Source organism: Vibrio sp. 2033 (assembly GCF_033339735.1).
Genome location: NZ_JAWOVC010000018.1, coordinates 34259 through 60711, shown reverse-complemented (window position 1 = coordinate 60711; position 26453 = coordinate 34259). Strand labels below are relative to the sequence as shown.

Sequence of the window (26453 nt, the reverse complement as noted above, 5' to 3'; positions counted from 1 at the left end):
AACGGCTATTCATTCACCAGCTCGAATTGTTCGGTTTGGTTGGTTTTCGTCGTAAACAGCAGACCAACAATCATCATAAATACGCTAGGCACAATCCAGCTAGCAAAGTCATTGTACAGAGGCATGTAATTACCCATCCACTCATCAGTGGAACTTGGCATGTAACCTAGGATGTGCAGCGCATCAACACAACCAAACATTAGAGCAGTGAACGCGGTTGCGACGACCATGATTTGCGACATCTTGTCGCGCACTGGTGCCATGATCATCAATGCAATCGCTACTGGGTGAAGCGCCACAACCGCTGGTAATGTGATAGCCAATAGTTGCTCTAGACCTACGTTGGCGATCAAACCAGCCAATACCATGGTCGTGATAACGCAGCCTTTGTAGTTCACTTTGCTGAAAGTGTTGTCGTAAAACTCACTGCCTGCTGTGGTTACGCCGATAGCAGTAGTCAAACACGCCAATACCATCACGGCACCTAGTAATAGTGAGCCAAATGCGCCGAAGTGGCTGAAGGTGAATGCCGTTAAAATGTCGCCACCATTGCTGAACTCAGAACCCAAGTATGAGCTTGTCGAACCAATGTAAGCCAATGAGATGTAAACAAATGCCATGGCAACCGCGTACATCAAAGCTGCAATTAGCGTGTATTTTGCGGTCGCTTTCGGGCAATCTACACCCATGCTGCGAATCGCACGGAAGATGATCCAACCAAAACCGATAGAACCTAGCGCATCCATGGTCATGTAGCCTTGGGTCAAGCCTTCAGCAAATGCGCCAGATACGTATGGTCCCGTTGCGGCAGTTAGCTCGCCTGCAGGAGAAACCAAAGCCGTCACAGACATGATGATCAAGATTGCCATCAAGGCAGGCGTTAAGATCTTGCCTAGGTTGTCGACCAATTTACCCGGATATAGGGCAAATAGAATGGTGATAGCACAGAAGGCAATAGTGAAAGGCACCAAAGCTGCATCACCAAACATTGGCGCAAAGCTGAATTGGTAAGCCACGGTAATTGCACGTGGAATCACGAACGCAGGGCCAATTACGATAAATACCATTACCCAGAAACTGGTCGCCAAAGGTTTAGGTAGGGCAGCGGTTAATTTGTCTGAACCGTTTACGATAGCCACCATCACTAGTGCCATCGCAGGCAGACCTACACCCGTCAAGAGGAAGCCAGACATCCCGCTCAGAAAGTTTTCACCTGCTTGGTAACCCAAAAATGGAGGGAAGATCAGGTTACCCGCGCCTAAGTACATGGCGAAAGTCATGAAGCCCAAAGCGGCGATATTGCGTGCGCTTAACATTGTTATTCCTCTTATGTTTCGCTTGGAAGAAACTGAAAGGAATGGGAGGAGTATGTGGTGTTCCCGTCAGCTTCTTCTCAAGCTGACAGAAAGTTTAGATATAGCCTGTCAGCTCTGAATCAGTTCCAGAGAGAGCAGGAGGATCGCAGCAGCAACGCCAGATGGGCGTTTTAAAGCGAATTGTAATTGCGCAGTTGCTGACATGGGTGATCCTTGAAGACGAAAAAATACCAAGGAATACGTTTGCCTTGGCGTGTTGTTACCCTAACGAACATAGGGCTATTGGCACAACCCCGAAGTAGAAAATAAGTTGATACGGTCAATGTTTGTTTCTGAACTGGTGGATCGAACTGCTTTTTAAATTAAAAATTAGAATAAATGACTTTTCATTTCTGTAACATGACTTGTTTTGCTGTATTTTTGTGCTATTTGTAGTCGTTTAGGCTATAAACCTCCGCTGATCAAGTGAGCAGTTTAGAATGATGCGCTTTTTCTTCTTATTGTTAAGACGATCATTAGTTGCAGTTCAATCCAAAATTGCATCGGCAAAATATTGCTTATTAGTGAATCGTGCATTTATTTTGTCTTGATCACATTTTATTAACCTTTTGCGATCTAGGCGTGCAACCTTCTTCTCTTCAATGAGCAAGATCTTGCTCATTACTTTGCTATCAAATCAGCATGATTTTGCTCATTTTTGATGTCTTTCAGCGCTTAGTTCAATAAATACAAAGGGTTAAAAGTTGGCATTTCAATTGCTCTAGGGAATGTGTTGTTAATAAAGGTTTAACATGATGTAAATCCCCAATCGTGAAACGACTACACGGAGAGTAATAATGAAAATGAATAAGCTGGTAAAAGCTTTGGCTGTCGCTGTGACTTCTTTTGGTATTGCTGCTAACGCTGCGGCAGAAGATCGTAGCTACATTCTTGCAACGGCATCGACAGGTGGTACTTACTACCCTGTGGGCGTAGCGTTGGCGACGTTAAGCAAAGTGAAATTGGCACCAAAGCACCACTTCTCCCTTTCTGCAATCAGCTCTGCGGGCTCTGGTGAAAACGTCAAACTGCTGAACGAAAACGAAGCACAGTTCGCGATTCTGCAAGGTCTTTACGGTGCATGGGCTTGGTCTGGTGAAGGTCCTTATGAGAAGAGCGGTCGCCAAGAGCAGCTGCGTTCAGTCTCTATGCTGTGGCAAAACGTTGAGCACTTTATTGTTCGCTCTGACCTAGCAAAAACGGGCACAGTGACTGATCTGAATAACCTAGATGGCAAGAAGTTCTCTATCGGTAAGAAGAACTCTGGTACTGAGAACTCGGGTCGCCAAATCATGAAAGGTCTGAAGGTCGACCCTGATAAATTCAATCTTGCTTACATGGGTTACGGCGGCAGTGCGAGCGCACTTCAAAACGGCACCATTGACGGCATGAACACGCCTGCGGGTGTACCTGTTGGTGCGGTCACTCAAGCTTTTGCTGCGTTGGGTAAAGACATTTCGATTCTTTCGTTTACTGACGAACAAATCAAAGAGGCGAACGGCAATTACAACCTATGGACGAAGTACGAGATCCCAGCGAACACGTACCCGGGTCTAGATAAGCCGATCACCACCATTGCACAGCCTAACTTCTTGGCAGTTCGTGAAGATATCTCGGAAGAAGACGTTTACCAGCTAACCAAAGCGATCTACGAGAACCTGCCTTTCCTACAAGGAATCCACAAAGCAACCAAAGCAATGGCGATTGAGAAAGCGATCGCTGGCTTGCCAGTGCCTCTTCACCCAGGTGCGGCACGTTACTACAAAGAAATGGGCATCGAAATCCCATCAGATCTAATGGCGAAATAACGCTAACTTGGCCCCGAGTTTTGGCTCGGGGCATTTTATCCCTACCGATTTCAAAGATGGAAAAAGCCGCCAGAGCTTGGAGTATGAGATGAGCGACTCAATAGAAAAGGAATTGCAGAAATTTGAGCTGCCCACGCGCACTGATTTTCCGTGGGTAACCACCACAATTACAGTGTTTGGCGTGGTGTTGTCTGCTTTGCACATTTGGTTTAATACCTTATCGACGTTACCTGAGTTATGGATTTCCGCTACCCACTTTGCTGGCTTTGCGGTGATTTGTGCGCTTTGGTATCCGGCTCATATCTCTCTCAAGCAGAGTAAGATTGCACTCGGTATCGATGTGTTAATTGCTATGGGCGCGGTCGCGTGTTTGCTCTACATTCCCTATGCCGAAGATGCGCTGTATGAACGCGGTGTGAAGTTCGTGACCAGCGATTGGGTCTTCGCCATCATGGCAATCCTGATCGTGATTGAGCTGATCCGACGCACCATGGGTTGGTTTATTCCAGTGCTGATTGTGGTGTGTTTAAGCTACGTTGTGCTTTGGGGTAAGTGGGCGACAGGTATTTTCCATTTCCCGGGTTTGAGCATGGAAACCTTGCTCTACCGTAGCTTCTATTCTTCTGAGGGCATGTTTGGCTCTATCTCGCGCATCAGTTGGACTTTCGTATTCATGTTCATTCTGTTTGGTGCGTTTCTTGTGCGCTCTGGTGTCGGTGATTACATCATCAATGTGGCACGTGCTGCGGCTGGTAAAATCATCGGCGGTCCGGGTTTTATTGCGGTGATTGGCTCCGGTTTGATGGGCTCAGTATCGGGCTCAAGCGTGGCAAATACGGTTTCAACCGGTGTTATCAGTATTCCTTTGATGCAAAAAGCGGGTTTCCCTTCGCGCTTTGCTGCGGGGGTTGAAGCTGCGGCGTCGACAGGTGGTCAGTTGATGCCACCAGTGATGGGCGCGGGCGCTTTCATCATGGCGTCTTACACGCAAATTCCGTATGTTGATATTATCGCGGTGTCTTTCATCCCTGCTCTTATCTATTTCTTGTCTGTTGCGTTCTTTGTGCGTATTGAAGCCAAACGCAGCGGCGTTCAAAAAATCACGACCAGCGATGAATCTCTATTAAAAGTGTTGATCAGCGGTTGGCACAACCTTATCCCGCTGGCGGTATTGGTTACTTTGCTGGTTCAAGGCTTTACGCCAACTTACGCTGCTGGCTTGTCGATCATTTCAGTAGTGGTGGCGTCTTGGTTCTCGAAAGATCACAAGATGGGACCAAAAGCGATCATCGAAGCGCTTTCGCAAGGCGCGAAGAACATGGCGACAACCGCCGTATTGCTGGTGGGTATTGGTTTGGTGATCAACGTGATCAGTACAACAGGCATCGGCAACACCTTCTCATTGATGATCGACGGTTGGGCGAATGGCGACTTGTTCATCATGATCGTTCTGATTGCGCTCGCTTCTCTTGTTTTGGGTATGGGTTTACCTGTGACAGCGGCGTATATTGTATTGGGCACACTGTCTGCCCCTGCGCTTTACAAATTGATTGCGGAAAACCAATTGCTTGAATTGATGGTGTCGGGTCAATTGCCTGAACAAGCAAAAGCCATCTTCATGTTGGCGGCGCCAGAAAAGCTGGAACTGCTTAATGCACCAATGGCGTTGGAAACCGCGAAAGAAATGGTGGCGCTAGTACCTGCGGACTTTATGGAAACTCTACTGGAGCAAAGCCTGGGTATGGAAGCGGTAGGCTTGGCATTGCTGGCTGCTCACCTCATCATTTTCTGGTTATCGCAAGACAGTAACGTTACGCCTCCAGTGTGTTTGACCGCATTCGCTGCGGCAACTATCGCGAAAACACCCCCAATGCGCACTGGTTTGATGGCATGGAAAATCGCTAAGGGTTTGTATCTTGTACCATTACTTATTGCCTACACAGGCTTAGTCAGTTGGGATGTGACGTCAGTGATTACCGTGGGCTTCTTTGCCATCATCGGTACCTATGCATTGATTGGTGCGATTGAAGGCTACTTGGAAGGTCCTCTAAACATTCTGACGCGTCTCTTGTTGGTAGTGGTGGGTACATTGCTGGTTTGGCACGACATCCCAATGTTGGTTCGTGTGGCAAGCTGCGCGGTATTTGTCGCGGTGTTCATTTACAGTGGTCGCAAGTTCAAATTGCAACAATCTCAACTATCGGTTTTATAAGAGGTCGTATGAAATCAGTCTATGACTACATCATTGTTGGTGGCGGTATCGTTGGTGTGTCGACAGCATGGCAACTGCAGCAACGTCATCCAGACAAATCCATTTTATTGGTTGAGAAAGAGTCCGGTTTTGCCAAGCACCAAACCGGACACAATAGTGGCGTGATTCATGCCGGGGTGTACTACGCTCCGGGCAGTTTAAAAGCCGACTTTTGTAAGCGTGGGGTAGAGCGAACCATTTCGTTCTGTGCTGAGCACGATATTCCGGTGGAGAACTGTGGCAAGTTGTTGGTTGCGACTAATGAGCAAGAAGTCGAACGCATGAATGCCCTCTATGAGCGCTGCCATGTCAACGGCATCGACGTAAAGCTACTCGATGAAGTTCAACTCAAACTGGCTGAACCAAACATCACAGGCTTGGGCGCGATTTATGTCAAAACCACCAGTATTGTGGACTATCGTTTGGTCACTGAGCAGATGGCGGAAGAGTTCAAAAAGCTCGGAGGTCAAATCAGCCTGAGAACCAAAGTGGTGGCTGCCGAAGAGAAAGACGAAGAAGTTCAATTGACCTGCATTGCAGACGGGCAAACCATGCAGCTCAATGCCAAATTCTTGGTCACTTGCAGCGGCTTGATGGCGGATCGTATGACTAAGATGATGGGTATTCCAACCGATTTCCAAATTATCCCTTATCGTGGTGAATACTACCGCTTAGATAGCAAACACGACCAAGTGGTGAATCATCTTATTTACCCAATTCCCGACCCTGATTTGCCATTCTTAGGTGTCCACCTGACTCGCATGATTGATGGCAGTGTGACCGTTGGTCCAAACGCGGTGCAAGGCTGGAAGCGAGAAGGGTACGACAAGGTTAACTTTAGCCTGCAAGATACCATGCAAATGCTCAGTTTCTCCGGCTTTTGGAAGGTGACACAAAAGCATCTAAAAACCGGACTGGATGAGTTTAAGAACTCGTGGTGGAAGCCGGGTTATCTCAAGCTGGTCAATAAATACTGCCCAAGCATCAAGGTCGACGATCTCAAGCCATATCCTGCGGGTATTCGTGCGCAAGCGGTGTTATCCGATGGCACTTTGGTTCATGACTTTTTGTTTGCCGAGAGCGCAAGAAGCCTGCACGTTTGCAACGCACCCTCACCCGCAGCGACATCTGCGATGCCCATTGGGGAGTACATTTGCGATAAAGTGAATGAAAAGATAGAGGCGAAAACGGTATAAAACAAAGGCGACGTAAAAAACAAAGGCGACGTAACGGTCGCCTTTATTGTATTTGAATCTGGGATTTAGGAGTTGCCATCTTTAGGGCAGAGTTCCCCTTTCTTTGCGTGTCTTTCTATCATGTAATCGCCTCGGGCACTGTGCAATACAATTGCATTCCAGACTTGACCATCTTGCAACTCGAACTCAAACGCATAATGGGTGCCGCCGACCATTTTCGTTCTCACCTCATGAATTGCTTTCAATTTATCATCGGCATTCATTTGATAAAGCACCATGTTGAGTGAGCGTCTGGCGTCAGGAGTTGCCTCAGCAAGTTGCCAATGGCCCTGCTCGTTTGTTGCGGAGCAAATAGACCGCATTTTACTTTTCATGGCGGATGACATCTGCTTGTCTACGGCCAAAGCATTTGGTGAAAACAGTGGAACCGTCAAAGGAATCAAAGTTACCAGAAACCGCTTTAAGGTCATAAAAACACTCCGTTGTTTTACTCTTGCTTGAGTATAGACCTCAATGGCTTCAGATGTGGTGCAGTAGACTCTGGGCCTACAATATCGCAGTTCGTATCAACGAACTGATGATAAACAAGGCGACCACGCTTGCCAGCCAAATGCCAATGAACCACAAAATGGGCTTTAGTTTCATCAGTGATATCCTTCTCCACGTTTCATCTTGCCGCGGAACACCCAGTACGAATAAGCCGTGTAGGCTATGATCAGAGGAAGTAATACCACCGCACCGGCAAGTAAAAATGCCAAACTTTTGTCTGGCGCGGCGACGTCTTGATAAGTGAGTGCGAATGGGACCAAGTAAGGGAATGTACTGACACCGAAACCCATCGCGGACACAAGAAACAGGCCGATCGCAAGAACGTAGGCTCGGACGGCTTTGTGGTCGAGTAAGGCTTTGAATAACTGCCAAATAAGTGCCGCTGCAATAATTGGTAAAATGAAAAACAGTAGCGAGTTTGGTAATGAGAACCAACGTTCAAATACGATATTTTGGCTCAATGGCAGCCACAAACTGGCGATGAATATACAGGCTACCATCGCTAGTCCCCATCGTCGCGCGACCACGTAATAGCGCCCCATCAGTTCTTCTGGAAGCTTGATTAATAACCAGCATGAACCGAGCAGAATATAAGCACAAACAAGCGCCAAGCCACAAAATACGCTAAATGGCGAAAGCCAATCAAACCATCCACCTGCGTATGCTCGTTCACTAACCTCTATACCTTGGAGCAGGGTTCCGAGCATAATGCCTTGCATCAATGCCGCGGTGAGTGAACCAATGAAAAAAGCGCTATCCCATAAAAACTTTCCGCGTTGTGTTCGGAAGCGATATTCAAAAGAAACCCCGCGCAGAATTAACCCGAGCAGCATTAAAATCAGAGGAGCATAGAGTGCTGGCATAATGACCGCGTAGGCGAGGGGGAACACGGCAAAAAGCCCACCACCGCCAAGAACTAGCCAAGTTTCATTCCCATCCCAAACAGGAGCGATGCTGTTCATCATCATGTCGCGCTCTTCATCGTCATTAGCGCTGAGAAATAGGATACCAATACCGAGATCAAAGCCATCTAACACGACATAAATCAGAACGGCGAGCCCAATCAAAGCGTACCAAATTAATGCGTAATCCATGAGTTAGCTCCTAGGTTAGATGGTTAGAATGTGTGATGGCATCAGTTTTCGTGCCATCAGGAAGTCGGCTATCTAGACCTTCTTCATATCGAGTTGGAGACTTGCGCATCAAACGTAGGAGATAGAAGAAGCCAGCTCCAAAAACCACAAAGTAAACCACGATGAACGCCGTCAGGGAGACGCTCACCGCGGCGGCATCAATAGGCGATGCCGAATTGGCTGTGGTTAAAAGACCGTATACGGTGTAAGGCTGTCGACCGACTTCGGTAGTTATCCAGCCTGCTAAAACTGCAATGAACCCCGCTGGGGCAAACAGCACACAAATACGTTGAAGTGCCCTCGAATCAAAAAGTTTGCGACGTTTTCTTAGCCAAAGGCTCCACAAACCAATAACAAGCATGCCAAAACCAAGCGCGACCATTACTCGGAAAGACCAGAAAACGATAGATACAGGAGGGTGTTCCTCCTCTGGAAAAGCATCTAATCCCTTCACTTTACCGTTGAGGTCATGAGTTAAGATCAAACTACCGAGTTTGGGGATTTCCAGTGCGTATTCCATACGTTTTTCTTCATCGTTAGGGATACCGAAGAGGATCAATGGCGCGCCTTGGTGAGACTCATAGTGCCCTTCCATCGCGGCGACTTTGGCGGGTTGATGTTCAAGGGTGTTTAATCCATGCATGTCTCCAGCAACGATTTGAATTGGTGTCACGATGGCAGCCATCCACATTGCCATCGAGAACATAATTCTGGCTAGAGGGTTATGGTTTGCTTTTAGCAAGTGATAAGCGGCAACGCCGGCTACAACAAAGGCAGTAGTAAGGTAAGCGGCGAGCAACATATGAACGAGCCGGTAAGGGAAGGAAGGGTTGAAGACAATCGCCCACCAGTCTTCTGGGATAAACTGTCCGGCTTCGTTGATACTATAGCCCGCTGGTGTTTGCATCCAACTATTAACCGAAAGTATCCAAAACGCAGACAAAAACGTCCCGAATGCAACAATACAAGTCGCGGCGAAGTGAAGCTTCTTGCCTACCTTATCCATACCGAAAAGCATCACGCCTAAAAAACCAGCTTCGAGGAAAAACGCAGTAAAAACTTCATAACCCATTAGCGGGCCTAGGATTGGGCCTGTTTTGTCGGCAAACACGCTCCAGTTAGTACCGAATTGATAGCTCAACACGATGCCACTCACCACACCCATACCAAAACTGATGGCAAAGATTTTGAGCCAGTACTTATAGATTTGCATGTACTGTTTGTTGCCCGTTTTTAAGTACAAGCCCTCTAACACGGCGAGGTAACTTGCCAAACCAATCGTAAACGCTGGAAAAATGATGTGGAAAGAGACAGTAAAGGCAAATTGGAATCTGGCTAAATCGATGGCGAGTGTATCCATGGGCATTCCCTTTTAAGTTTCGAATTAACAGTTCGCCGAATTAGAAGAGATGAGGGAAGAGCGACGAACAAAATGGAATACGAAGAAGGAAGGCTAAGAGATTAAAAAACGATCGCTTTTTACGGCAGTGCGTACCATCTTTTAAACAAAGGAGGAGTTGTTATGAGCCTTAAACACTACTTTGAGAAAGCGACACCTAAGTTTGGCCCAGGTGGGAAGTATCACAAGTTCTACCCACTTTTCGAAGCTGTCGAAACCATTTTTTACACGCCTGGTAAGGTAAACCAGGGCATGACTCACGTTCGAGATAGCATCGATTTAAAACGTATTATGATCATGGTGTGGCTGGCGGTCTTCCCTGCCATGTTCTGGGGTATGTACAACATAGGCCAGCAAGCGAGTGATGCCTTGTTGTATGGAATGGATCAAGCCTCAGCTCAGCAAGCGCTTGTTTCTTCATGGCAACTGAGTTGGGTATGGGGCTCGTTAGATGCGGTTTCACAAGCGGGGTGGGGAAGTAAAATGTGGCTTGGTGCTACTTACTTTCTCCCGGTTTATGCGACGGTGTTTATCGTTGGTGGTTTCTGGGAAGTTCTGTTTGCTATTGTGCGAAAGCATGAGGTAAATGAAGGCTTTTTTGTCAGCTCTATACTCTTTGCGCTGATCCTTCCTCCGACAATTCCACTATGGCAAGCGGCTTTAGGTATCACTTTCGGTATTGTTGTGGCGAAGGAGATTTTCGGTGGTACTGGACGAAACTTCCTAAACCCAGCTCTGGCAGGGCGCGCGTTCTTATACTTTGCCTATCCTGCCAACATGTCCGGTGGTGCTGTGTGGGTCGCGGCTGATGGTTACTCTGGCGCTACTCCACTTAGTCAATGGTATGAAGGCGGGCAAAGTGCTTTGATAAATAATATGACAGGACAAACAATTTCATGGGGAGATGCTTTTGTTGGTAATTTACCAGGCTCAATGGGTGAAGTCTCCACGTTGTTGATCGCACTAACAGGCTTGGTTCTCATCTTTATGAAGATTGCGTCGTGGAGAATTGTTGCGGGCGTGTTGGTCGGTTTAATCGGAGCTTCATTACTATTGAATGCGATCGGTTCAGACTCTAACCCCATGTTTTCCATGCCGTTCTACTGGCACTTCGTGATTGGTGGGGTTGCGTTTGGTACCTTCTTTATGGCGACAGACCCTGTCTCGGCAGCTTTTACCAATAACGGGAAATGGGCATACGGAGTATTAATCGGCGTGATGACGATTTTTATCCGAGTGCTGAACCCGGCTTATCCAGAAGGCATCATGTTAGCGATTCTATTTGCTAACTTATTCGCGCCACTTTTCGATTACCTAGTCAAAGAAAGTAATATCAAACGCAGAATGAAAAGGGCGAGACCTTCTTAAAATGAGGGTAACCTCACTGAAAGTTGATTGAAAACTACACTATATTGAAAAGGTCAGAGACATGGGGTTTCTGACTTTTTATTTTTATCAGGAGGACGAAGACGATGAGAATAAAGGATATTCTCGATAGCCGTTTGGTGCTGTCGTTCTGGTATAACCTAGACTACTGCTTGTCTCTTCTTAGTAAAATCTCTTCTCGTTGATTTCCTCAATGCAATCGCATTGAAAAGCATTCTATCTATTTGTTTTTTAGTCTTACGTGAAACTGCGTAGGGCAATGCGTATAAGGAAATTAACAATGAAACGTATTCCAGAACCTTTTCGTATCAAAATGGTTGAGCCAATCAAAATGACGACTTTGGCAGACCGTGAAGTCGCGTTAAAAGAAGCGGGCTATAATCCATTTCTTCTTCGTAGTGATGATGTTTATATCGATTTGCTGACTGACTCTGGCACTGGTGCCATGAGTGATAATCAGTGGGCTGGCATCATGATGGGGGATGAATCCTATGCGGGGAGTCGAAATTACTACAACCTGTGTGATGCAGTGGAGCACTTCTTCGGTTATAAGCTCACCGTGCCTGCACACCAAGGGCGTGGTGCCGAGCAAATTTTGTTCCCCGCTTTGATTGAGCGTATGCGTCAGGTGCGTGGTGGCGAAACGCCAGTATTTATCTCGAACTACCATTTTGATACCACAGCGGGTCACATTGAACTCAATGGCGGTAAAGCGATTAACGTGGTAACGGAAGAAGCATTCGACACCACTACGCCTTATGATTGGAAGGGCAATTTTGATATCGATAAGCTGGTGGCAACAATTGAAGCGCACGGTTCGAATAACATCTGTGCAATTATCACCACGATTACTTGTAATAGCTCCGGTGGTCAGCCTGTGTCGATGGAAAACATGCGCAGTGTGTACGAGATTGCAACCAAGTACGATATTCCAGTGGTGATTGACTCGGCTCGTTACTGTGAGAACGCCTACTTTATCAAGCAGCGTGAAGCGGGTTACGAGAATAAATCGATTCTGGAAATCATCCGTGAGATGTACCAGTACGGTGATATGCTCACCATGTCAGCTAAGAAAGACCCGATGGTAAACATTGGTGGCATGTGTTGTATTCGTGATCATAAGGATTTGTTCCAGGCGGTGCAGACGCGCTGCGTACCCATGGAAGGATTTGTGACATACGGCGGCATGGCTGGGCGTGATATGGAAGCGCTCGCTCGCGGTTTGTATGAAGCCGCGGATGAGGATTTTCTTCACTATAGAATTAGCCAAGTTCAATACTTAGGTGAGCGCTTACGTGAAGGCGGTATTCCGATTCAATACCCAACGGGTGGTCATGCGGTGTTTGTGGATGCCGCTAAGATTTTGCCACATATTCCAGCGGATCAGTTTCCTGCGCAGGTATTGTGTAATGCTTTGTACTTGGAAGCGGGTATTCGAGCAGTAGAGATAGGATCGTTGCTGCTTGGTCGAGATCCGGAAACGGGTAAACAAAAAGCGTCAGAGCTTGAGTTGATGCGTTTGACCATTCCACGTCGTGTCTACACAAACGATCATATGGATTACATTGCGGATGCGATTATCGAACTGAAAAATCGTGCACATGAGTTAAAAGGGCTCACTTTCGAGTACGAGCCACCAGTGCTGCGCCACTTTACTGCTCGATTTAAAGAGATCGATTAACTCAAGTTTAAATCTAGATAAGCAAAAGGCCGCGAGTTTCACGGCCTTTTTCGATTCGTTTATTTCTTAGCGTTACAGTTACGCTAACTCTAATGTGATGCGAACGAACTGGTCGTCTTGATACTGCACTTCATAATTGAAGGTACCACTGGCGTAAATGCTGCCAAGGAAAAGTGAGCGTTGACTCATTGGTCCGCGGAACAGCATCGAAATAGGAGCGATTAGGGCGTTATTATCATCGAAGTGCTGATTTAAGTTCTCAGAAAGCACACACAGCAAACAGCCGTGTTGGTCGTGAGATAAGTCGACGTCTTCCGGTCGCGATAATAACACGGTAGTCCCCAGTTTCTTCTCAATCTCGTTGATCAGCAGCAAGTAGCTATCTAGATCGGGTTGAGGGTTGCTGGGTTTGTCTGCACCGACGCAGCGCTCGAGTAATACTTCCAGATTTCCGTTCTCACCTTTTGCCTGCTGAGTCAAAGACTTTAACGGCTTTTTAATCAGCTTATAGCGATTACTCTTCAGTTTTGGTTTCAGCCATTTCTGAAGTAAGTCATTACGTTCTTTAAGGGAGAGGCCATGCGAGGACGCGTGAATTTTAAAGTGCAGGTGTAATAAAGCGTGAACCGCAAGCTCACTCAGAAGTTGGTGAGCATCTGTAGACTGTCTTGCCTGCTTAGAACTTTGCATTACACTCGAACAAAATTAGGGAAGAAGGATAATGGTGCCGAGAGAGGGACTCGAACCCTCACACCAAAGGCACTAGCACCTCATGCTAGCGTGTCTACCAATTTCACCATCTCGGCATCATGATGCTCTGAATACTCAGAGGCCTCGAAAGAAGCAACGCGAATTATAACCAAAATCCACCTGTTGGCGAGAGCAAAATGACGAATTTTGGCTCTTTCGAGTTTGATTGCATATTTATTGGTCACTTTTATGTTTTTTACCATCAACGCCTATCCTCATTTCCTTACTTTTACTAATGGTATGACGATAAAAGAGTGCTTTTGCCTAAATTTTGAACGCTTGAACGTTTGCGTAAATAAATGTGATGAATATCTCTTTTTGTTGGCTATACTTGCGTCCCGTTTAAGCGGGAATTAGGGTTTAGTTGTTCAGGACCCTTACCCATACAAGCCGTCACATGGAGCAGGCCAAGCAACATGCTCGCCAGCAGTGAATGACCCCACGGACCGGACCAGCTACGTTCAATTGCTTGTATAAGGTAAAAATAAGATGTCGAACTATTCGTTCTGTCTACATTCTGGATCTAAAAGTGAGTTATCACTCGCTGCGTTGTCCCTTTCTTCTGCCAATTCCTTTGGCTCTTTTTTCTTTTTCAACGTTTAGTAGGTCCAGCTCATGAGTGTTCTATTTAGTCTATTTGGTATTGTTGCACTGCTAGGTTGTGCTTTCCTACTTTCTGAGGGTCGTTCTTCCATTAATTGGAAAACTGTATCTCGCGCCTTGATGCTACAAATGGGGTTTGCTGCTTTGGTGCTCTATTTCCCGTTGGGTCAAGCGGCGCTGGCGAGTTTAAGTAATGGTGTCGCGGGGCTACTCAGCTTTGCTGATGAAGGGATTAAATTCCTCTTTGGTGACCTCGCTTCTTCTGGCTTTATCTTCGCTATCCGTGTCCTTCCTATCATCATCTTCTTCAGTGCTCTTATCTCCGCCCTTTACTATTTGGGCATTATGCAAAAAGTGATTCAATTTATTGGCGGCGCTATCCAGAAGTTCTTGGGTACGAGTAAAGCAGAGTCTTTGGTTGCAACAGGGAACATTTTCTTATCTCAAGGCGAGTCACCACTTCTTATTCGTCCATTTCTTTCTAACATGACTCGCTCTGAACTGTTTGCCGTGATGGCTGGTGGTATGGCTTCAGTGGCGGGCAGTGTGCTTGGTGGTTATGCTGGTTTGGGTGTCGACCTCAAATACTTGATCGCGGCAAGCTTTATGGCAGCACCAGGTAGTTTGATGATGGCAAAAATCATCGTTCCTGAGCGTCAAACGCCAAGCGATTACAACAATATTGAGCTAGATAAATCAGAAGAAAGTAACGTTATTGATGCGCTAGCAAGCGGTGCCATGGGCGGTATGAAAGTTGCCGTTGCTGTTGGTACCATGCTTATCGCTTTCGTGAGTGTTATCGCGATGGTGAACACGGGGCTAGAAAACTTGGGCGAGATACTTGGTTTCTCTGGCGTAACGCTACAAGCGATTTTTGGTTATTTGTTTGCACCTCTAGCGTGGTTGATTGGTGTGCCAAGCCACGAAATTCTAGCTGCGGGTTCATACATTGGTCAGAAAGTGGTGATGAATGAGTTTGTTGCGTTTATCGATTTTGTGCAGCACAAAGCGACACTGTCTGAGCATACTCAAATTATTATCACTTTTGCGTTGTGTGGTTTTGCGAACATTGGCTCAATTGCGATTCAGTTGGGTTCTATCGGCGTGATGGCACCTGAGCGCCGCAAAGATGTTGCAAGTCTAGGCCTAAAAGCGGTTGCTGCTGGTACACTCGCTAACCTGATGAGTGCGTGCTTAGCGGGCATTTTTATCTCTCTCTAATTTAGATTGAAGATACACACTAAAAACCCGCCTAAATGGCGGGTTTTGTTATTTCTAAGGCTTGGGCATTAAGCCGTAAGGTATCGATTTAAAAGCCTCTGGGTGCTCTTGATAAGTTGGTGCTTTATGTACCCCTTTCCAATCGAGCAGCATGATGGCTAGCACGTTACGGTGTTCGCCGTACTTGAGATCAAAGTTACCGTCGACCGACGGAATCATCCCTTTTTCTGCGTTGATTGCGTGACGAATGGCTTGGCGGGTTTTCTTTACGACCGGATCATGGTCCAAGCCTGCTAACAAAAACGAAATGCCGACTTCCGCAATCACGTCTTCTTTGGCGCGTAGTAGGATAGTGTCGATGTTGTTGCGAAAGTAATCATAAATCCATTGGTGTTTCTTCTCGCTTACTCGCTCCTGATAATACTGTGAATCGGCAAAGATGATGTGCGTCATACCATAGAGCTTGTTCCAATACTGCTGAGCTGAAAGCATCTTATCTTTATCGTCGGGGTAGGTGTCACGGAAGGTTTGAGTGAATTCCTCGACCACATCTTGCTCTCCTAGCTGACGAAGCCAGTAGACTTGGTTTGCAAGCTGAGCTGCCCATGCTTCTATCATCTCTTTGTCCGTAACGTAACGCGAGAAATCGTAGCGCCTAATAATTTTTCTCAGCGTTTTGTCTTGTTTATGCTTTAGGCCGTATTCGTTTGCTCTTGCCATTGCGCCAAGCAAATCCACACCAAGATAAAGGTACTCAGGATGGTGTTTAGTCACGGTATAGCGTCGCTGCCCTCGTTCGGTTTCTTTCTCTTGATACGTGGTCAGCCTTTGAGATGAATAGAGAATGATGTCTTCTGGTTCAACAACTTCATTAGCAAATTGGTTTAACCGGCTGGCTACTTGTGCCATGTCGGTCCAAATGGCAGCGTGATATTTCTCATCTAATGTTTGGCGGTACATGCGTAAGCCAAAATGGCCCTCTTTAAACGCCGGGAAAGTGAACAGTTCTTGTTCGTAGGTACTACGAATCAACTGCGCTGATTGAGTATTATCGAGAAGCGGTACGTCTTCCTGTGATGCCTGAGCAGCAAAGGTAAGTGAGCAAGAGAGTAAGACCGCTAAGCTAAGAGGTTTAATACGCATAAATCCATTCCCTATGAAGTCCTGAACCTAAACCTACCATCAATATTAATTGAGAATGTAAAAGCTGAGTCAATAGTTAAAAATTTGCCTAAAAGTCAGGTTGATACGTTCATCTTTGGTTTTCGCGGTTTTTGGTACGCAGTGCTTCCAGTGATGCTGGAGCTCGCCAGCCATAATCAGTAAGGAGCCGTGAGAAAGCTCGTATTCAATCTCAGTTTTACAATGTAAATTTCTAAGCAAAAATCGACGTGTTTCACCTAAGTTCAAAGATGCGATAACAGGGTTTCTACCTAACTCTGGTTCATTATCTTGGTGCCAGCCCATTGAGTCTTGGCCGTGTCGATATAAGTTAGCGAGAACAGAATTAAAAGTGACATCAGCAACTGATTCACAACGCTCTTTCAACTGAGTTAACTCAGGAGTCCAAGGGTGAGGTTGCATGGTTAAGCCTGAGTAAGTATATGCTGCATCACCGTGCCACGCTTGTAAGCGAGGTTGAAGTACTGACTTGCCGAACATAGTAATGTGTTCTTGGTGCCATGGCAGTGTTTTTCGAAGTTGGTCAAAGTAATTATCCGCCTCAAGATGGCTAAGAAAATGAGGATCATAATAAAGTTTTCCTCTTTCTACTTCTTGCCATAGATCGCCGCCAAATAAATCGCCTTGTTGATGCATCATCTCACACCTAAAACATAAAAGTTGTCAATCACTGTTACCTTTCTGATTATGATTGGTTATTCTTGTGATAATAAGAATTTTAACAATAAATAAAAAATCTCGTAGTTGTATACGAGTTGTGGGGAGAAAATGCGTTATTTACCCAGAAAGCGATGCTATTTTGCATTGTTCTTCCTCACCTTTTTCGCTTTGTGTATTGGGGTTATTGAGCTGTTAAATCGAAACCAGCAAGAACTTCACAAAGAGCGAGTTCAAGTTGAGGCCAAAGAACAACTTTCCATTCTCCGTTCCAATTTGGAAGCGGTACTTATGGCGGATATCTACAAAGCCAGTACTTTAGCGACACTCATTACTTTACTTCCTAAAAATCAAGAAGAAGAATTGAGTATCGCCGCTCACCGAATCCTAAATAAAAGTAAACATATTACAATCATCGGTATCGCGAAAAATGATGTAATTAGTCATGTATTTCCACGCCAAGGTAATGAGCGCCTAATCGGCCTTGATTACCGCGCAGTGCCACAGCAGTGGGTACAGGTGCAAAAAGCCAAGGATGTACAAGAAATTTTCATCGCAGGGCCAGTGACTTTGATTCAAGGTGGCCGAGGTTTGATCGTGCGTGTGCCTGTTTTTCTTGATCCTCCAATGAATCAGGACTACTGGGGAGTGATCAGTGCGGTGATTGATTTCGATGCTCTGATGAGAGAAACCGGCGTAATTGATTTCTCGTATCGTTACCCTTTAATGATCCGTGGTTACGATAGCGGTGGCTCATTTGGTGATGCTTTCTTTGGCGCGCAAAGTGTAAATAGCATGGCATATGCAAAAGAGATGGTTCATTTTCCTTATGGTGGGTGGAGTATGGTGGTTTTCTCTGGAGGCAAAGCTGATCGCCAAATCTCTTGGCATCAGTTGCATTTAGCTAGAGTAATCGGCTATCCCATTATATTCGCACTTAGCCTCGCGCTGTTCGCCATTTATCGACTGTATACCATTGCAGATGACAGAGCTTTACACGATGAACTCACGCGTTTACCAAACCGTCGCTATTTTATGAAGTTTTACAAGCAGCAGTTTGAAATAGCGAAACGTTATAAAAAGCGTTATAGCTTCGCCTTAATTAATATTGACCTAGATAGGTTTAAACACATTAACGACACCTATGGTCACGACGCAGGTGACAAAGTTTTAATCGCTACGGCTGAAAGGGTAAAAAGCTCTCTGCGTAAATCAGACATCGTGGCCAGAATGGGCGGTGATGAGTTCTTAGTTGTAGTTCATCACCCAGGAACGGAAGAAAATGTTCAGTCTCTTCTACAAAAACTTCGATTAGCGCTATGCTCTACGCCCGTCATTTACGATGAAACGCTTATCTATTTGAAAGCCAGTATTGGGTACGCGATATTTGACCCGCAAATGTCATCTCCTGAGCAAATGATGAAAATAGCCGATGAGAGAATGTATCAACAAAAGCATGGCGGATGAGCCTGAACCCAGTTTCAATAAGGGGTTAGAGGAATGGTAAAGTTGGGAGCCCGAAATCTCATCATCATTGAGGTGCAAGAATATGTGACTTCATATGTTCACAGACACTTTGCTGAGAGAGTCGTTATTAGCAGTGCATTCAGTGGCATATTTGCATGATGTTGCATTTTGCAAATGCAGTTTGCGAAATTAATGGTTAATAAAGCAACGATATGCATCTGGATCTACTAAAAAGCGGCTTTTTTAAAGTTGGCACGCATCGTGCTTTACTTAGAGTGACCCTTATTAAGCCGAGGGTCACCTAGCCAACTGACGTTGTTAGTGAATACAAATTGTTCACAAGTATATACCGCCAATCACGTTTATTGTGATTGGCGTTTTTTCTTTCTAAAGCCCGATGATATTCACGTCGCTGCCCGTCTCATCAGCTTCTCCGCACTTGCTGTAACAACTAGGTTGTCTTGGACAAACCGCCCCTCTGGAGCAGATCAACCTTGCTTGGGTTTGAATCCCGCGCTCTATCCAGTTGATGTTTAATATCTTAGCGATAGTCGTTAAGTCTTTTTTGATGTGGGGAGGAATAACACTACTTCCGCCGGAAGCGACACAAAGGGACTTAAGTTCTTCCGCTATGGAAACGGCATCGCCACCTTGTGCAGAAATAGCAGGGTTAAGATCAATACCGGCACATAGCACGCGATTATTTCCCGCAGGGTCAAATACGTTGACCGATTCGCAGCAGTAGATACGTGGCTCGTCGCCAACATTTAAAATCGAAATTTGCGCTGAACTGGTATCCAAAGGCTGGGAAAGGCGTCGGAATACCGCCCAGTGCTGGCAAGGGTCGTTTACTTTGCGCATGTTGCCCCAAGGCAATGGAATACCATTTCCTCGATACACGGCTTTTAACTTGCCGGGGCCATAGGCATCAAAATAGTGCCAATGAGGGTAAGGCGAGACCACCGTCATGCGACGCATTGCAACGGAAGGAGAAACGCCGGCCTTTTTGTGAACATCAATTTCGTAACCGGAGCGGTCAAGCAACTGACGAAATGGTACTTTGGGGCAAAGCAAGGCACCAGCAAAAAAGCTGGACTCAAAATCACGCCAAGCTTGCAGGATATCTTGCGAATTGAGTTCAGAGTTCGACACAGGGCTGTCCATTTGCTCCCAATTGTTTTGATGCCCGATAGATAAAACGTTATTCATTGCATCGCTGCTATGGAGCACTCGATGGCCGATATATACCGCCAAGTCATACTTCAATCGGGTTGGATAGTCACGCATTCGTTTATTGAGATAAATAGTCCCAGGTGGCTCCATGAAAGACGTAATCAACTGTTTGGCGCTGACGCCCAGTTCATCAATCACATCTTGTGGCGCTCGATCTACCCAGCGGATATCCAATCCCATACTCTTTGCAATGTCTACGAGATCTTCTACAGATAGATTCAGCCGCTTCAAGCCGACCTCTTCGGCGGCGCGCTCTAAATCAGGAAAATGGTTTTGATGGTTTTCTTGGTGTGCGCGGATCAGTAAGTGGGCGAATTGACGCCCCGTGATACCTGTTTGGGAGAGCATTTCTGGTATCGCGATTTGAAGAATATCATTGGAAAACAGGAAGCTCGGCTCCAACGCCATGCCACTAATCCCGCCACGATTTCCTTTGTTGGGTGTGATGGCTTCTAATTCGGGTTCATCATCTAAAAACCACGCCGGATCTTTTTGAAAAACTTCCGCGATCACTTCGAGCATATCGATACTCGGTACGCGTTTTCCGCGCTCAATCATCGAAAGGTAAGAAACCGAAGGAGCGTACTCTGGATTAATTCTTACACAACGGGCAGACAAATCTTCCATCGTTAAATGGTTGTTTTTTCTTAGGTTACGAATTTTCGTACCAAGAAAATGAGACTGACGAATAAGGCTTTTTGACACAGACATTTTGTAAAATTCACATTGTAAAATTTTTGTTGTGAAATTGTAGTCAATATTTCGCTAGTCTACATAATGAGCAGGCAAGGAAATTAACCATCCACTTCACAGAATTGCCTGAAACTTAAATAAAGGATTTAAGTTTTTACTCTAGGACGAGTTTTTAAGTGCGAGGATATGACGATGAATATGCTGAACTTCGATAAAAAAGAGATGCAACAACAACAACGCCCATTTATCGCTGAAGCCGTATTTGCCGTCGAAGCGGTAAGTGCTGAGCAGCAGAGTGAGAAACAAGTAAAAGCGAAGCAACTGCTTGACCGCATGTTCCCATTGGAGAACGGGTCGCACCAAGATGTATCAAGTTACGTGATTGATTACCGCCATGTTTTGGCTTATTTCAAAGACGGTACACACAGCGGCCTGAAAAGCCCAAAACACTTCGTGGCGTACACTGGTGAAAAGGAAGATCCAAAATCGATTTTGTTTAAAGATGATTCGGGTAATCATGTAGAAGTGCTGTTTGGCTGTCACAAAGGCACTGGTTGCGTGGAATTAGTGGACATTGACGATATTCAATTGGAAACTCGCACGACGTTTCATCCTGAACTAACTGGCAATGCACCAACCGCGATGCGCCATTGGATAAGTCTAATCAAAGGCGACAAAAAAGGTAAGCCGATGGCATGCAGTGAAGATAAAGAATATACCGCAAAAAATGGTGACGACTACATTCTAAGTTACTGCTACAGCGTCGATTAAGATACTCATGATTGGATATAAAAACCCCGCACTTTACGTCGCGGGGTTTTCTTTTTCATCGTAAAAGTCGTTTTCGCTTAGTCAGTTTATTTAAATTGGCATCACGCGGTTACGACCGAGTTGTTTTGCTTCATAAAGCTGTTTATCAGCTTTATTGATTAAGGCTTCAGGCGTATCACCCGGCTCAAATTCTGCTACCCCAAAAGAAGCGGTAATGCTGTGAACTTGTGTGCCTGAGCGCTTATCTCTGATACGCAGTTTTTCTATCATCCGGCGTAGTGTGTCTGCATATTGGCGAGCAATTCGCAGAGATTTGTTAGGTACAATTAACGCGAATTCTTCACCACCAAAACGGTACGCACATATCCCATCTCGGCAGCTTTGTTGTAGTCGGCGGGCAATGGCTTTTAATACTGTATCGCCAAAAAGGTGCCCGTAATTGTCGTTAAATGATTTGAAATGATCGATATCAAGCATGATCAAGGTCATTGCCTGATTTGATGCAATAAGTGAAGAGAGATCTTTGTCAAATGCTCGGCGGTTGTATAGGTTTGACAAACCATCGAACAACGCATCTTGCTGTACTTCAGCCAGTTGGTTTTTGAGGCGAGAAATTTCTTCACTCGCGTTAGTCAATTGGCTATTCAAAAACTTTGTTGAGTGACGAATTTCGTGTGACTCTGCGACAAGTTGACGAATCACTACCATCACTTCTTCAATGCTTAGGCTATTGTCCTCAACTTTTTCCAGTTTATTAAAGCTTTTGTCTACCATCTCAGAAAAGGAGGAAGTATCTGAAATCGTATCGCTCATTGAACTGGATACTTCGTGTAGCAGAACTTCTACATTGGTTCTAAGATCTTCAAGGCTGGTTTCTGCTTTGCTGGCCACATAGTTGTTGTAAAGCTGTTTATTGGTTGCTGGCGGGCAAATACCGTAGTTTTCTAACACCATGTCTAACTCAAAGTTGAGTTCTGGAATGGTCTTGTCAACGTAGGTATACCAAAGCGCGTAGTTGGCTGGCGTGGCAGCAACATGGTTTTTGATCATCAGTGGGACCGCTTTTTTTAAATTAGCGGTTGATTTCTTAAACTCGTCGGTCATTTCTGCGATGGTACTAGCAAAATGGGATTGGGCTTAGATTAACGGATATTAACTAATGTCGCTTTAATTTTTATCACTTTTGCATGGTTTATATAGAAAATGAGTGATTAAGATCGTGATCAATACCGTTGGATTCGAATTTTATAAAATATCAGTATGAAACATGTACAGGCATTTGGTGGTATTGCGTGTTTTGAGATATCCAGCAAATGGATTCTGTGTAAACGTTAGTAACCTAATGATCGTCAAACTCTCGTTTTCGTATAAAAGCAAGTAAATCAAAAGGCTTAACGTCAGGGTCTCCGTGAAAAGAACTCGTAGACGAAGAATTAACATCTGAGGGTGCGAATTGAAAAAGAAAATAGGACTTTATTGGTTCACGAACGACTTGCGATTGCACGACAACCCACTGTTGAAAAGCGCCAGTGTAGAAATGGACGAGTTAATTTGCTTGTATTGCTACCCTTCAATGACGCCTTACTTGCATCACTTTGCGCAGGAAGCCTCTTTCGGGCGCGCGAAATTGCAGTTTCTCGACTCATCGCTTAGTGAACTCAATCAATCTTTGAATCACCTTGGTCAGCGATTATGGGCGGTTGAACTAACGCCCGATCAAGCAATCAAGTATGCTGTTAATCGCTTCGGCGTCACACATATATATGCTGACGCCTTTCCCGGTTCGGATGAGCAACAAGCGTTAGATCGCGCAGTTGAAGGCGCGTCTCATGTAAAAATAAAACAGCAAGCAATCCGGACCCTGTTAAGGGAAGAACAACTGCCATTTGACTTGAGCAATCTGCCTACCACTTTCACGCAGTTTAGAAAGCAAGTTGAAGGTTTAGACATCTCTCGGCCCCACGAGAGTATCCGTTCGTTACCTCCAATTCCTTTAGGTGTGAATCTTCCTTCCGTTACTGCATATTACTTTGACGCAAAAGCTGCGTTTCATGGTGGAGAAAGCCGCGGGCTTGAACATTGTCGCCAGTATTTTGCTTCCACACTAGCCAGTGAATACAAACAAACACGCAATGGTTTAGATGGCATGGATTACTCCACCAAGTTCTCTCCTTGGCTAGCTCATGGGTGCGTTTCTCCGAAAACTATTTATGCCATGTTGAAACGTTATGAAGCGGAGAATGGTGCAAATGATTCAACCTACTGGATTTACTTCGAGCTGCTTTGGCGTGAATACTTTTATTGGTATGCCCGTCGACACAAGCGACAGCTCTTCCGATTCGGTGGCATCCAAAATCAAGCACCACTCACCAGCTTTTACGCGCACCGTTTTCAACAATGGAAGAAAGGTGAAACGCCATTTCCTATCGTCAATGCGTGTATGCACCAACTTAATGAAACCGGTTATATGTCGAATCGTGGCAGACAGTTAGTCGCCAGTTGTTTGGTGCATGAACTTGGCCTCGATTGGCGTTATGGCGCGGCGTACTTTGAGTCACAACTGGTTGATTACGATGTGGCATCAAACTGGGGAAATTGGCAATACCTAGCGGGCGTTGGTGCTGATCCGCGTGGTTCACGACAATTCAACCTCGAAAAGCAAACCGAAATGTACGATCCGCACATGGAGTTCATCGATAGGTGGCAAGGTCGTTGTCCTGGCGCGCATTTGGATAGTGTAGACATGGTCGATTGGCCGATTGTGATGGGCAGCAGTGACAAAGCTTCGTCATCGGAGAAACCGTAATGCAATTTGAAACCGTACGATTGATCTTGGGCGATCAACTTAACAGTGAGCACTCTTGGTTTCAGCAACCGGATGAGCAAGTGCTTTACCTGATTGCGGAGCTCAAGCAAGAGAATACATACGTCACGCACCATATTCAGAAAGTGTGTGCGTTCTTTTCTGCAATGGAACAGTTTGCGAAAGAGCGTCAGAGTGAAGGTCACCAAGTTCTGCACCTCACGTTGGATGACACACAATCCTTCGACGATCTTGAGCAAGTTTTGCAACATTATGTGAGCGAAGGTGGTGCAAGCAAGTTTGAATATCAACGCCCCGATGAATACCGTTTACTAGAACAGTTAGCCAAACTAAAGCTTGATGGGGTCGTGACACGTTGTGTCGATTCGGAACACTTTTTGTTGCCGTTTGAGGAAATAGAATCGCAGTTTCCTCAAGGCAAACACATCATGATGGAGCACTTCTACCGCCGGATGCGAAAGCGCTTCGACATCTTGATGCAAGACGGAAAACCCGTCGGCGGAAAATGGAATTACGATGCCAACAACCGTAACAAGCTCAAAGCCAAAGACAAAGACATTGAACAACTGCCACAACCGTTGATGTTCAGTACCGACGTGCGCGATATTACTGAGCGGTTGGCAAAACATGACATCGAAACCATCGGAAATCTTGAAGGAGATTTGTTGTGGCCGATCAATCGCGCGCAGAGCTTGTCTTTACTCGCGCATTTCTGCCAAGTCTGTCTGCCGTTGTTCGGCCGTTTTCAAGACGCCATGACAGGCCAGCACGATGCTAAGTGGAGCTTGTATCACAGCCGAATTTCCTTCTCGCTCAACAGCAAATTGCTGCACCCGAGAGAAGTCATTGATGCATCACTCAAGGCATTTCATTCCAACGCAGGCATCGACATTTCTCAAGTCGAAGGGTTTATTCGCCAAATCTTGGGATGGCGAGAATACATCCGAGGCGTCTACTGGGCGAATATGCCTAATTACCCGAACAAGAACGAGTTGGGCGCAGAAAGAAAGCTGCCAGACTTCTTTTGGAATGGCGAAACCAAAATGGCCTGTATGCGCAATGCGATTGAGCAGTCTCTCGATTATGCCTATGCACACCACATTCAACGTTTAATGGTGACTGGTAATTTTTGTTTGCTAACCGAAATAGATCCAGATCAAGTGGATGAGTGGTATCTCGGTATCTATGTGGATGCAATTGAGTGGGTAGAAATGCCAAACACTCGTGGCATGGCATTGTTTGCGGATGGCGGTATTGTTGGTACCAAGCCTTACGCGGCGAGTGGCTCTTACATCAACAAGATGAGCGACTACTGTAAGGGCTGCCATTACGACAATAAGGCGAGGAGCGGGGAAGGATCGTGTCCGTTTAACAGTCTTTATTGGCGCTTTATGAACAAGCACGACAAACGTCTCGCAACCAATCCACGAATCGGGATGATTTTCCGCTCTTGGGACAACATGGAAGAACAGCAACGCCAAGCGATACTCGATACCGCAGAGCATTACATAGAAAACGTGGAGAACTTGTGATGGAAATACTCATCGTCGGTGGCAATGGTGGAATTGGTTTGGCGATGGTTCAAGAAGCCGCAGCTCGGTTCCCTCAAGCGCACTTGCATGCCACTTATCGTAAGCAGCAACCAGATTGGCAACATCCAAATGTCGTTTGGCATCAAGTGGATGTATCGCAAGACGAGCAGGTAAAAGCGTTCAGTGAGCAGATTGAACATGTCGATTGGTTAGTGAACTGTGTTGGTATGTTGCACACCCAAGAGAAAGGCCCTGAGAAGAATCTTAATTCGCTCGACGCTGACTTTTTTCAGCAAACCATCATGGTTAATACTTTGCCAAGTTTACTGTTGGCGAAATACTTCACGCCCAAGCTAAAACGCAGTACTGCACCTAAGTTTGCGACCATTTCGGCCAAAGTTGGCAGCATTAGCGATAATCAGTTAGGCGGTTGGTACAGCTATCGCGCATCGAAAGCCGCATTAAACATGTTTCTTAAAACCATGTCGATCGAATGGCAAAGAGTGGTCAAACATGGCACGGTGCTTTCACTTCACCCTGGCACCACAGATACCGCTTTGTCGGCACCTTTTCAAACCAATGTCCCAGAGGGAAAGTTGTTCACGCCAGAGCGAGTTGCTAAGGATTTATTAGGCTTGATAGAAAAAGCAACCCCGCAAGATAGCGGGGCGTTTTGGGCTTATGATGGGACGTTATTACCTTGGTAAGAGAACGCGTACAAACGTTAATACAAATGAAATAACATACTCCAGAGAGGGTCGG

General features: G+C 45.8%; 21 protein-coding genes and 1 tRNA gene. 11 read left to right on the top strand and 11 right to left on the bottom strand.

The genetic code is table 11. The annotated features are described in order from the left end of the window. Positions 1-5: 5 nt before the first annotated feature. Positions 6-1316, bottom strand: coding sequence for a branched-chain amino acid transport system II carrier protein (gene brnQ / locus R7P74_RS19635; RefSeq protein WP_104980348.1), 1311 nt, complete (start codon positions 1314-1316; stop codon positions 6-8). An 836-nt stretch (positions 1317-2152) separates the two neighbouring features. Here brnQ and R7P74_RS19630 point away from each other — a divergent pair. The 3 genes from R7P74_RS19630 to lhgO all read left to right on the top strand — a co-directional run bounded on the left by R7P74_RS19630 (position 2153) and on the right by lhgO (position 6610). Next, a complete protein-coding gene (locus R7P74_RS19630; protein WP_005374185.1) occupies positions 2153-3163 on the top strand; it encodes a TAXI family TRAP transporter solute-binding subunit in 1011 nt (336 codons plus the stop codon). A gap of 88 nt (positions 3164-3251) precedes the next feature. After that, positions 3252-5375, top strand: a complete 2124-nt coding sequence (locus R7P74_RS19625; RefSeq protein WP_009705104.1) for a TRAP transporter permease — start codon at positions 3252-3254, stop codon at positions 5373-5375. A gap of 8 nt (positions 5376-5383) precedes the next feature. Then, the gene (lhgO, locus tag R7P74_RS19620) at positions 5384-6610 is read left to right on the top strand and encodes an L-2-hydroxyglutarate oxidase (protein ID WP_186585527.1); all 1227 of its coding nucleotides are present in this window, start codon (positions 5384-5386) and stop codon (positions 6608-6610) included. Positions 6611-6675: 65 nt separating this feature from the next. Here lhgO and R7P74_RS19615 read toward each other — a convergent pair whose 3' ends face one another. The 3 genes from R7P74_RS19615 to R7P74_RS19605 form a co-directional block, all read right to left on the bottom strand. Continuing rightward, complete coding sequence (locus R7P74_RS19615; protein ID WP_213911830.1) at positions 6676-7080, bottom strand: cystatin; 405 nt, start codon at positions 7078-7080, stop codon at positions 6676-6678. Positions 7081-7254: 174 nt separating this feature from the next. Continuing rightward, positions 7255-8253, bottom strand: a complete 999-nt coding sequence (gene cydB, locus R7P74_RS19610; RefSeq protein WP_005374173.1) for a cytochrome d ubiquinol oxidase subunit II — start codon at positions 8251-8253, stop codon at positions 7255-7257. A gap of 10 nt (positions 8254-8263) precedes the next feature. Then, the gene (locus tag R7P74_RS19605; protein WP_318123099.1) at positions 8264-9652 is read right to left on the bottom strand and encodes a cytochrome ubiquinol oxidase subunit I; all 1389 of its coding nucleotides are present in this window, start codon (positions 9650-9652) and stop codon (positions 8264-8266) included. A 162-nt stretch (positions 9653-9814) separates the two neighbouring features. Here R7P74_RS19605 and R7P74_RS19600 point away from each other — a divergent pair, with 162 nt between their 5' ends. Both R7P74_RS19600 and R7P74_RS19595 read left to right on the top strand, forming a co-directional pair. Beyond that, positions 9815-11059 (top strand): NADH:ubiquinone reductase (Na(+)-transporting) subunit B, encoded by a 1245-nt coding sequence (locus R7P74_RS19600; RefSeq protein ID WP_053349382.1) that lies wholly within the window; start codon positions 9815-9817, stop codon positions 11057-11059. Positions 11060-11357: 298 nt separating this feature from the next. After that, positions 11358-12758, top strand: a complete 1401-nt coding sequence (locus tag R7P74_RS19595; protein ID WP_318123096.1) for a tryptophanase — start codon at positions 11358-11360, stop codon at positions 12756-12758. Positions 12759-12836: 78 nt separating this feature from the next. Here R7P74_RS19595 and R7P74_RS19590 read toward each other — a convergent pair whose 3' ends face one another. From R7P74_RS19590 to R7P74_RS19580, 3 genes are all read right to left on the bottom strand, one after another. Next, the gene (locus R7P74_RS19590) at positions 12837-13448 is read right to left on the bottom strand and encodes a DUF2913 family protein (RefSeq protein WP_318123094.1); all 612 of its coding nucleotides are present in this window, start codon (positions 13446-13448) and stop codon (positions 12837-12839) included. Between the two features lie 32 nt (positions 13449-13480). Continuing rightward, positions 13481-13564 (bottom strand) — tRNA-Leu (locus R7P74_RS19585). Next, positions 13529-13711, bottom strand: coding sequence for a hypothetical protein (locus R7P74_RS19580; RefSeq protein ID WP_021035910.1), 183 nt, complete (start codon positions 13709-13711; stop codon positions 13529-13531). Before R7P74_RS19580 ends, R7P74_RS19585 begins: the two co-directional genes overlap by 36 nt. Before the next feature lie 412 nt (positions 13712-14123). Here R7P74_RS19580 and R7P74_RS19575 point away from each other — a divergent pair, with 412 nt between their 5' ends. Next, positions 14124-15332, top strand: coding sequence for a NupC/NupG family nucleoside CNT transporter (locus tag R7P74_RS19575; protein ID WP_017635515.1), 1209 nt, complete (start codon positions 14124-14126; stop codon positions 15330-15332). Positions 15333-15386: 54 nt separating this feature from the next. Here the strand turns inward: R7P74_RS19575 and R7P74_RS19570 are convergent, their stop codons facing one another. Together R7P74_RS19570 and R7P74_RS19565 are read right to left on the bottom strand one after the other, a co-directional pair. Continuing rightward, positions 15387-16475: a DUF3541 domain-containing protein gene (locus R7P74_RS19570; RefSeq protein WP_064369491.1), complete on the bottom strand. Its 1089-nt coding sequence runs from the start codon at positions 16473-16475 to the stop codon at positions 15387-15389. A gap of 69 nt (positions 16476-16544) precedes the next feature. Next, entirely contained in the window at positions 16545-17150 is a 606-nt protein-coding gene (locus R7P74_RS19565) for an alpha-ketoglutarate-dependent dioxygenase AlkB family protein (RefSeq protein WP_262645511.1), read from the bottom strand. A 132-nt stretch (positions 17151-17282) separates the two neighbouring features. Here R7P74_RS19565 and R7P74_RS19560 point away from each other — a divergent pair, with 132 nt between their 5' ends. Further along, entirely contained in the window at positions 17283-18638 is a 1356-nt protein-coding gene (locus tag R7P74_RS19560) for a diguanylate cyclase (protein WP_042523392.1), read from the top strand. A 387-nt stretch (positions 18639-19025) separates the two neighbouring features. On the opposite strand, the gene R7P74_RS19555 is transcribed toward R7P74_RS19560, so the two are convergent. Continuing rightward, positions 19026-20582 carry a DUF3612 domain-containing protein gene (locus R7P74_RS19555; RefSeq protein WP_080773721.1) on the bottom strand — a complete coding sequence of 519 codons (1557 nt, stop codon included), beginning with the start codon at positions 20580-20582 and terminating at the stop codon, positions 19026-19028. A 174-nt stretch (positions 20583-20756) separates the two neighbouring features. Here R7P74_RS19555 and R7P74_RS19550 point away from each other — a divergent pair, with 174 nt between their 5' ends. Continuing rightward, a complete protein-coding gene (locus tag R7P74_RS19550; protein ID WP_005374156.1) occupies positions 20757-21335 on the top strand; it encodes a malate synthase in 579 nt (192 codons plus the stop codon). A gap of 90 nt (positions 21336-21425) precedes the next feature. Here R7P74_RS19550 and gefA read toward each other — a convergent pair whose 3' ends face one another. Further along, on the bottom strand, positions 21426-22439 hold the full coding sequence (gene gefA / locus R7P74_RS19545; protein WP_047102820.1) for a diguanylate cyclase GefA: 1014 nt from the start codon (positions 22437-22439) through the stop codon (positions 21426-21428). A gap of 349 nt (positions 22440-22788) precedes the next feature. Here gefA and R7P74_RS19540 point away from each other — a divergent pair, with 349 nt between their 5' ends. The 3 genes from R7P74_RS19540 to R7P74_RS19530 are packed head-to-tail and all read left to right on the top strand — an operon-like array spanning position 22789 to position 26398. Next, positions 22789-24141 carry a DASH family cryptochrome gene (locus R7P74_RS19540; RefSeq protein WP_318123092.1) on the top strand — a complete coding sequence of 451 codons (1353 nt, stop codon included), beginning with the start codon at positions 22789-22791 and terminating at the stop codon, positions 24139-24141. Continuing rightward, the gene (locus R7P74_RS19535; RefSeq protein ID WP_318123090.1) at positions 24141-25691 is read left to right on the top strand and encodes a cryptochrome/photolyase family protein; all 1551 of its coding nucleotides are present in this window, start codon (positions 24141-24143) and stop codon (positions 25689-25691) included. Before R7P74_RS19540 ends, R7P74_RS19535 begins: the two co-directional genes overlap by 1 nt. Then, on the top strand, positions 25691-26398 hold the full coding sequence (locus tag R7P74_RS19530; protein WP_256900877.1) for an SDR family oxidoreductase: 708 nt from the start codon (positions 25691-25693) through the stop codon (positions 26396-26398). Before R7P74_RS19535 ends, R7P74_RS19530 begins: the two co-directional genes overlap by 1 nt. Positions 26399-26453: the final 55 nt, after the last annotated feature.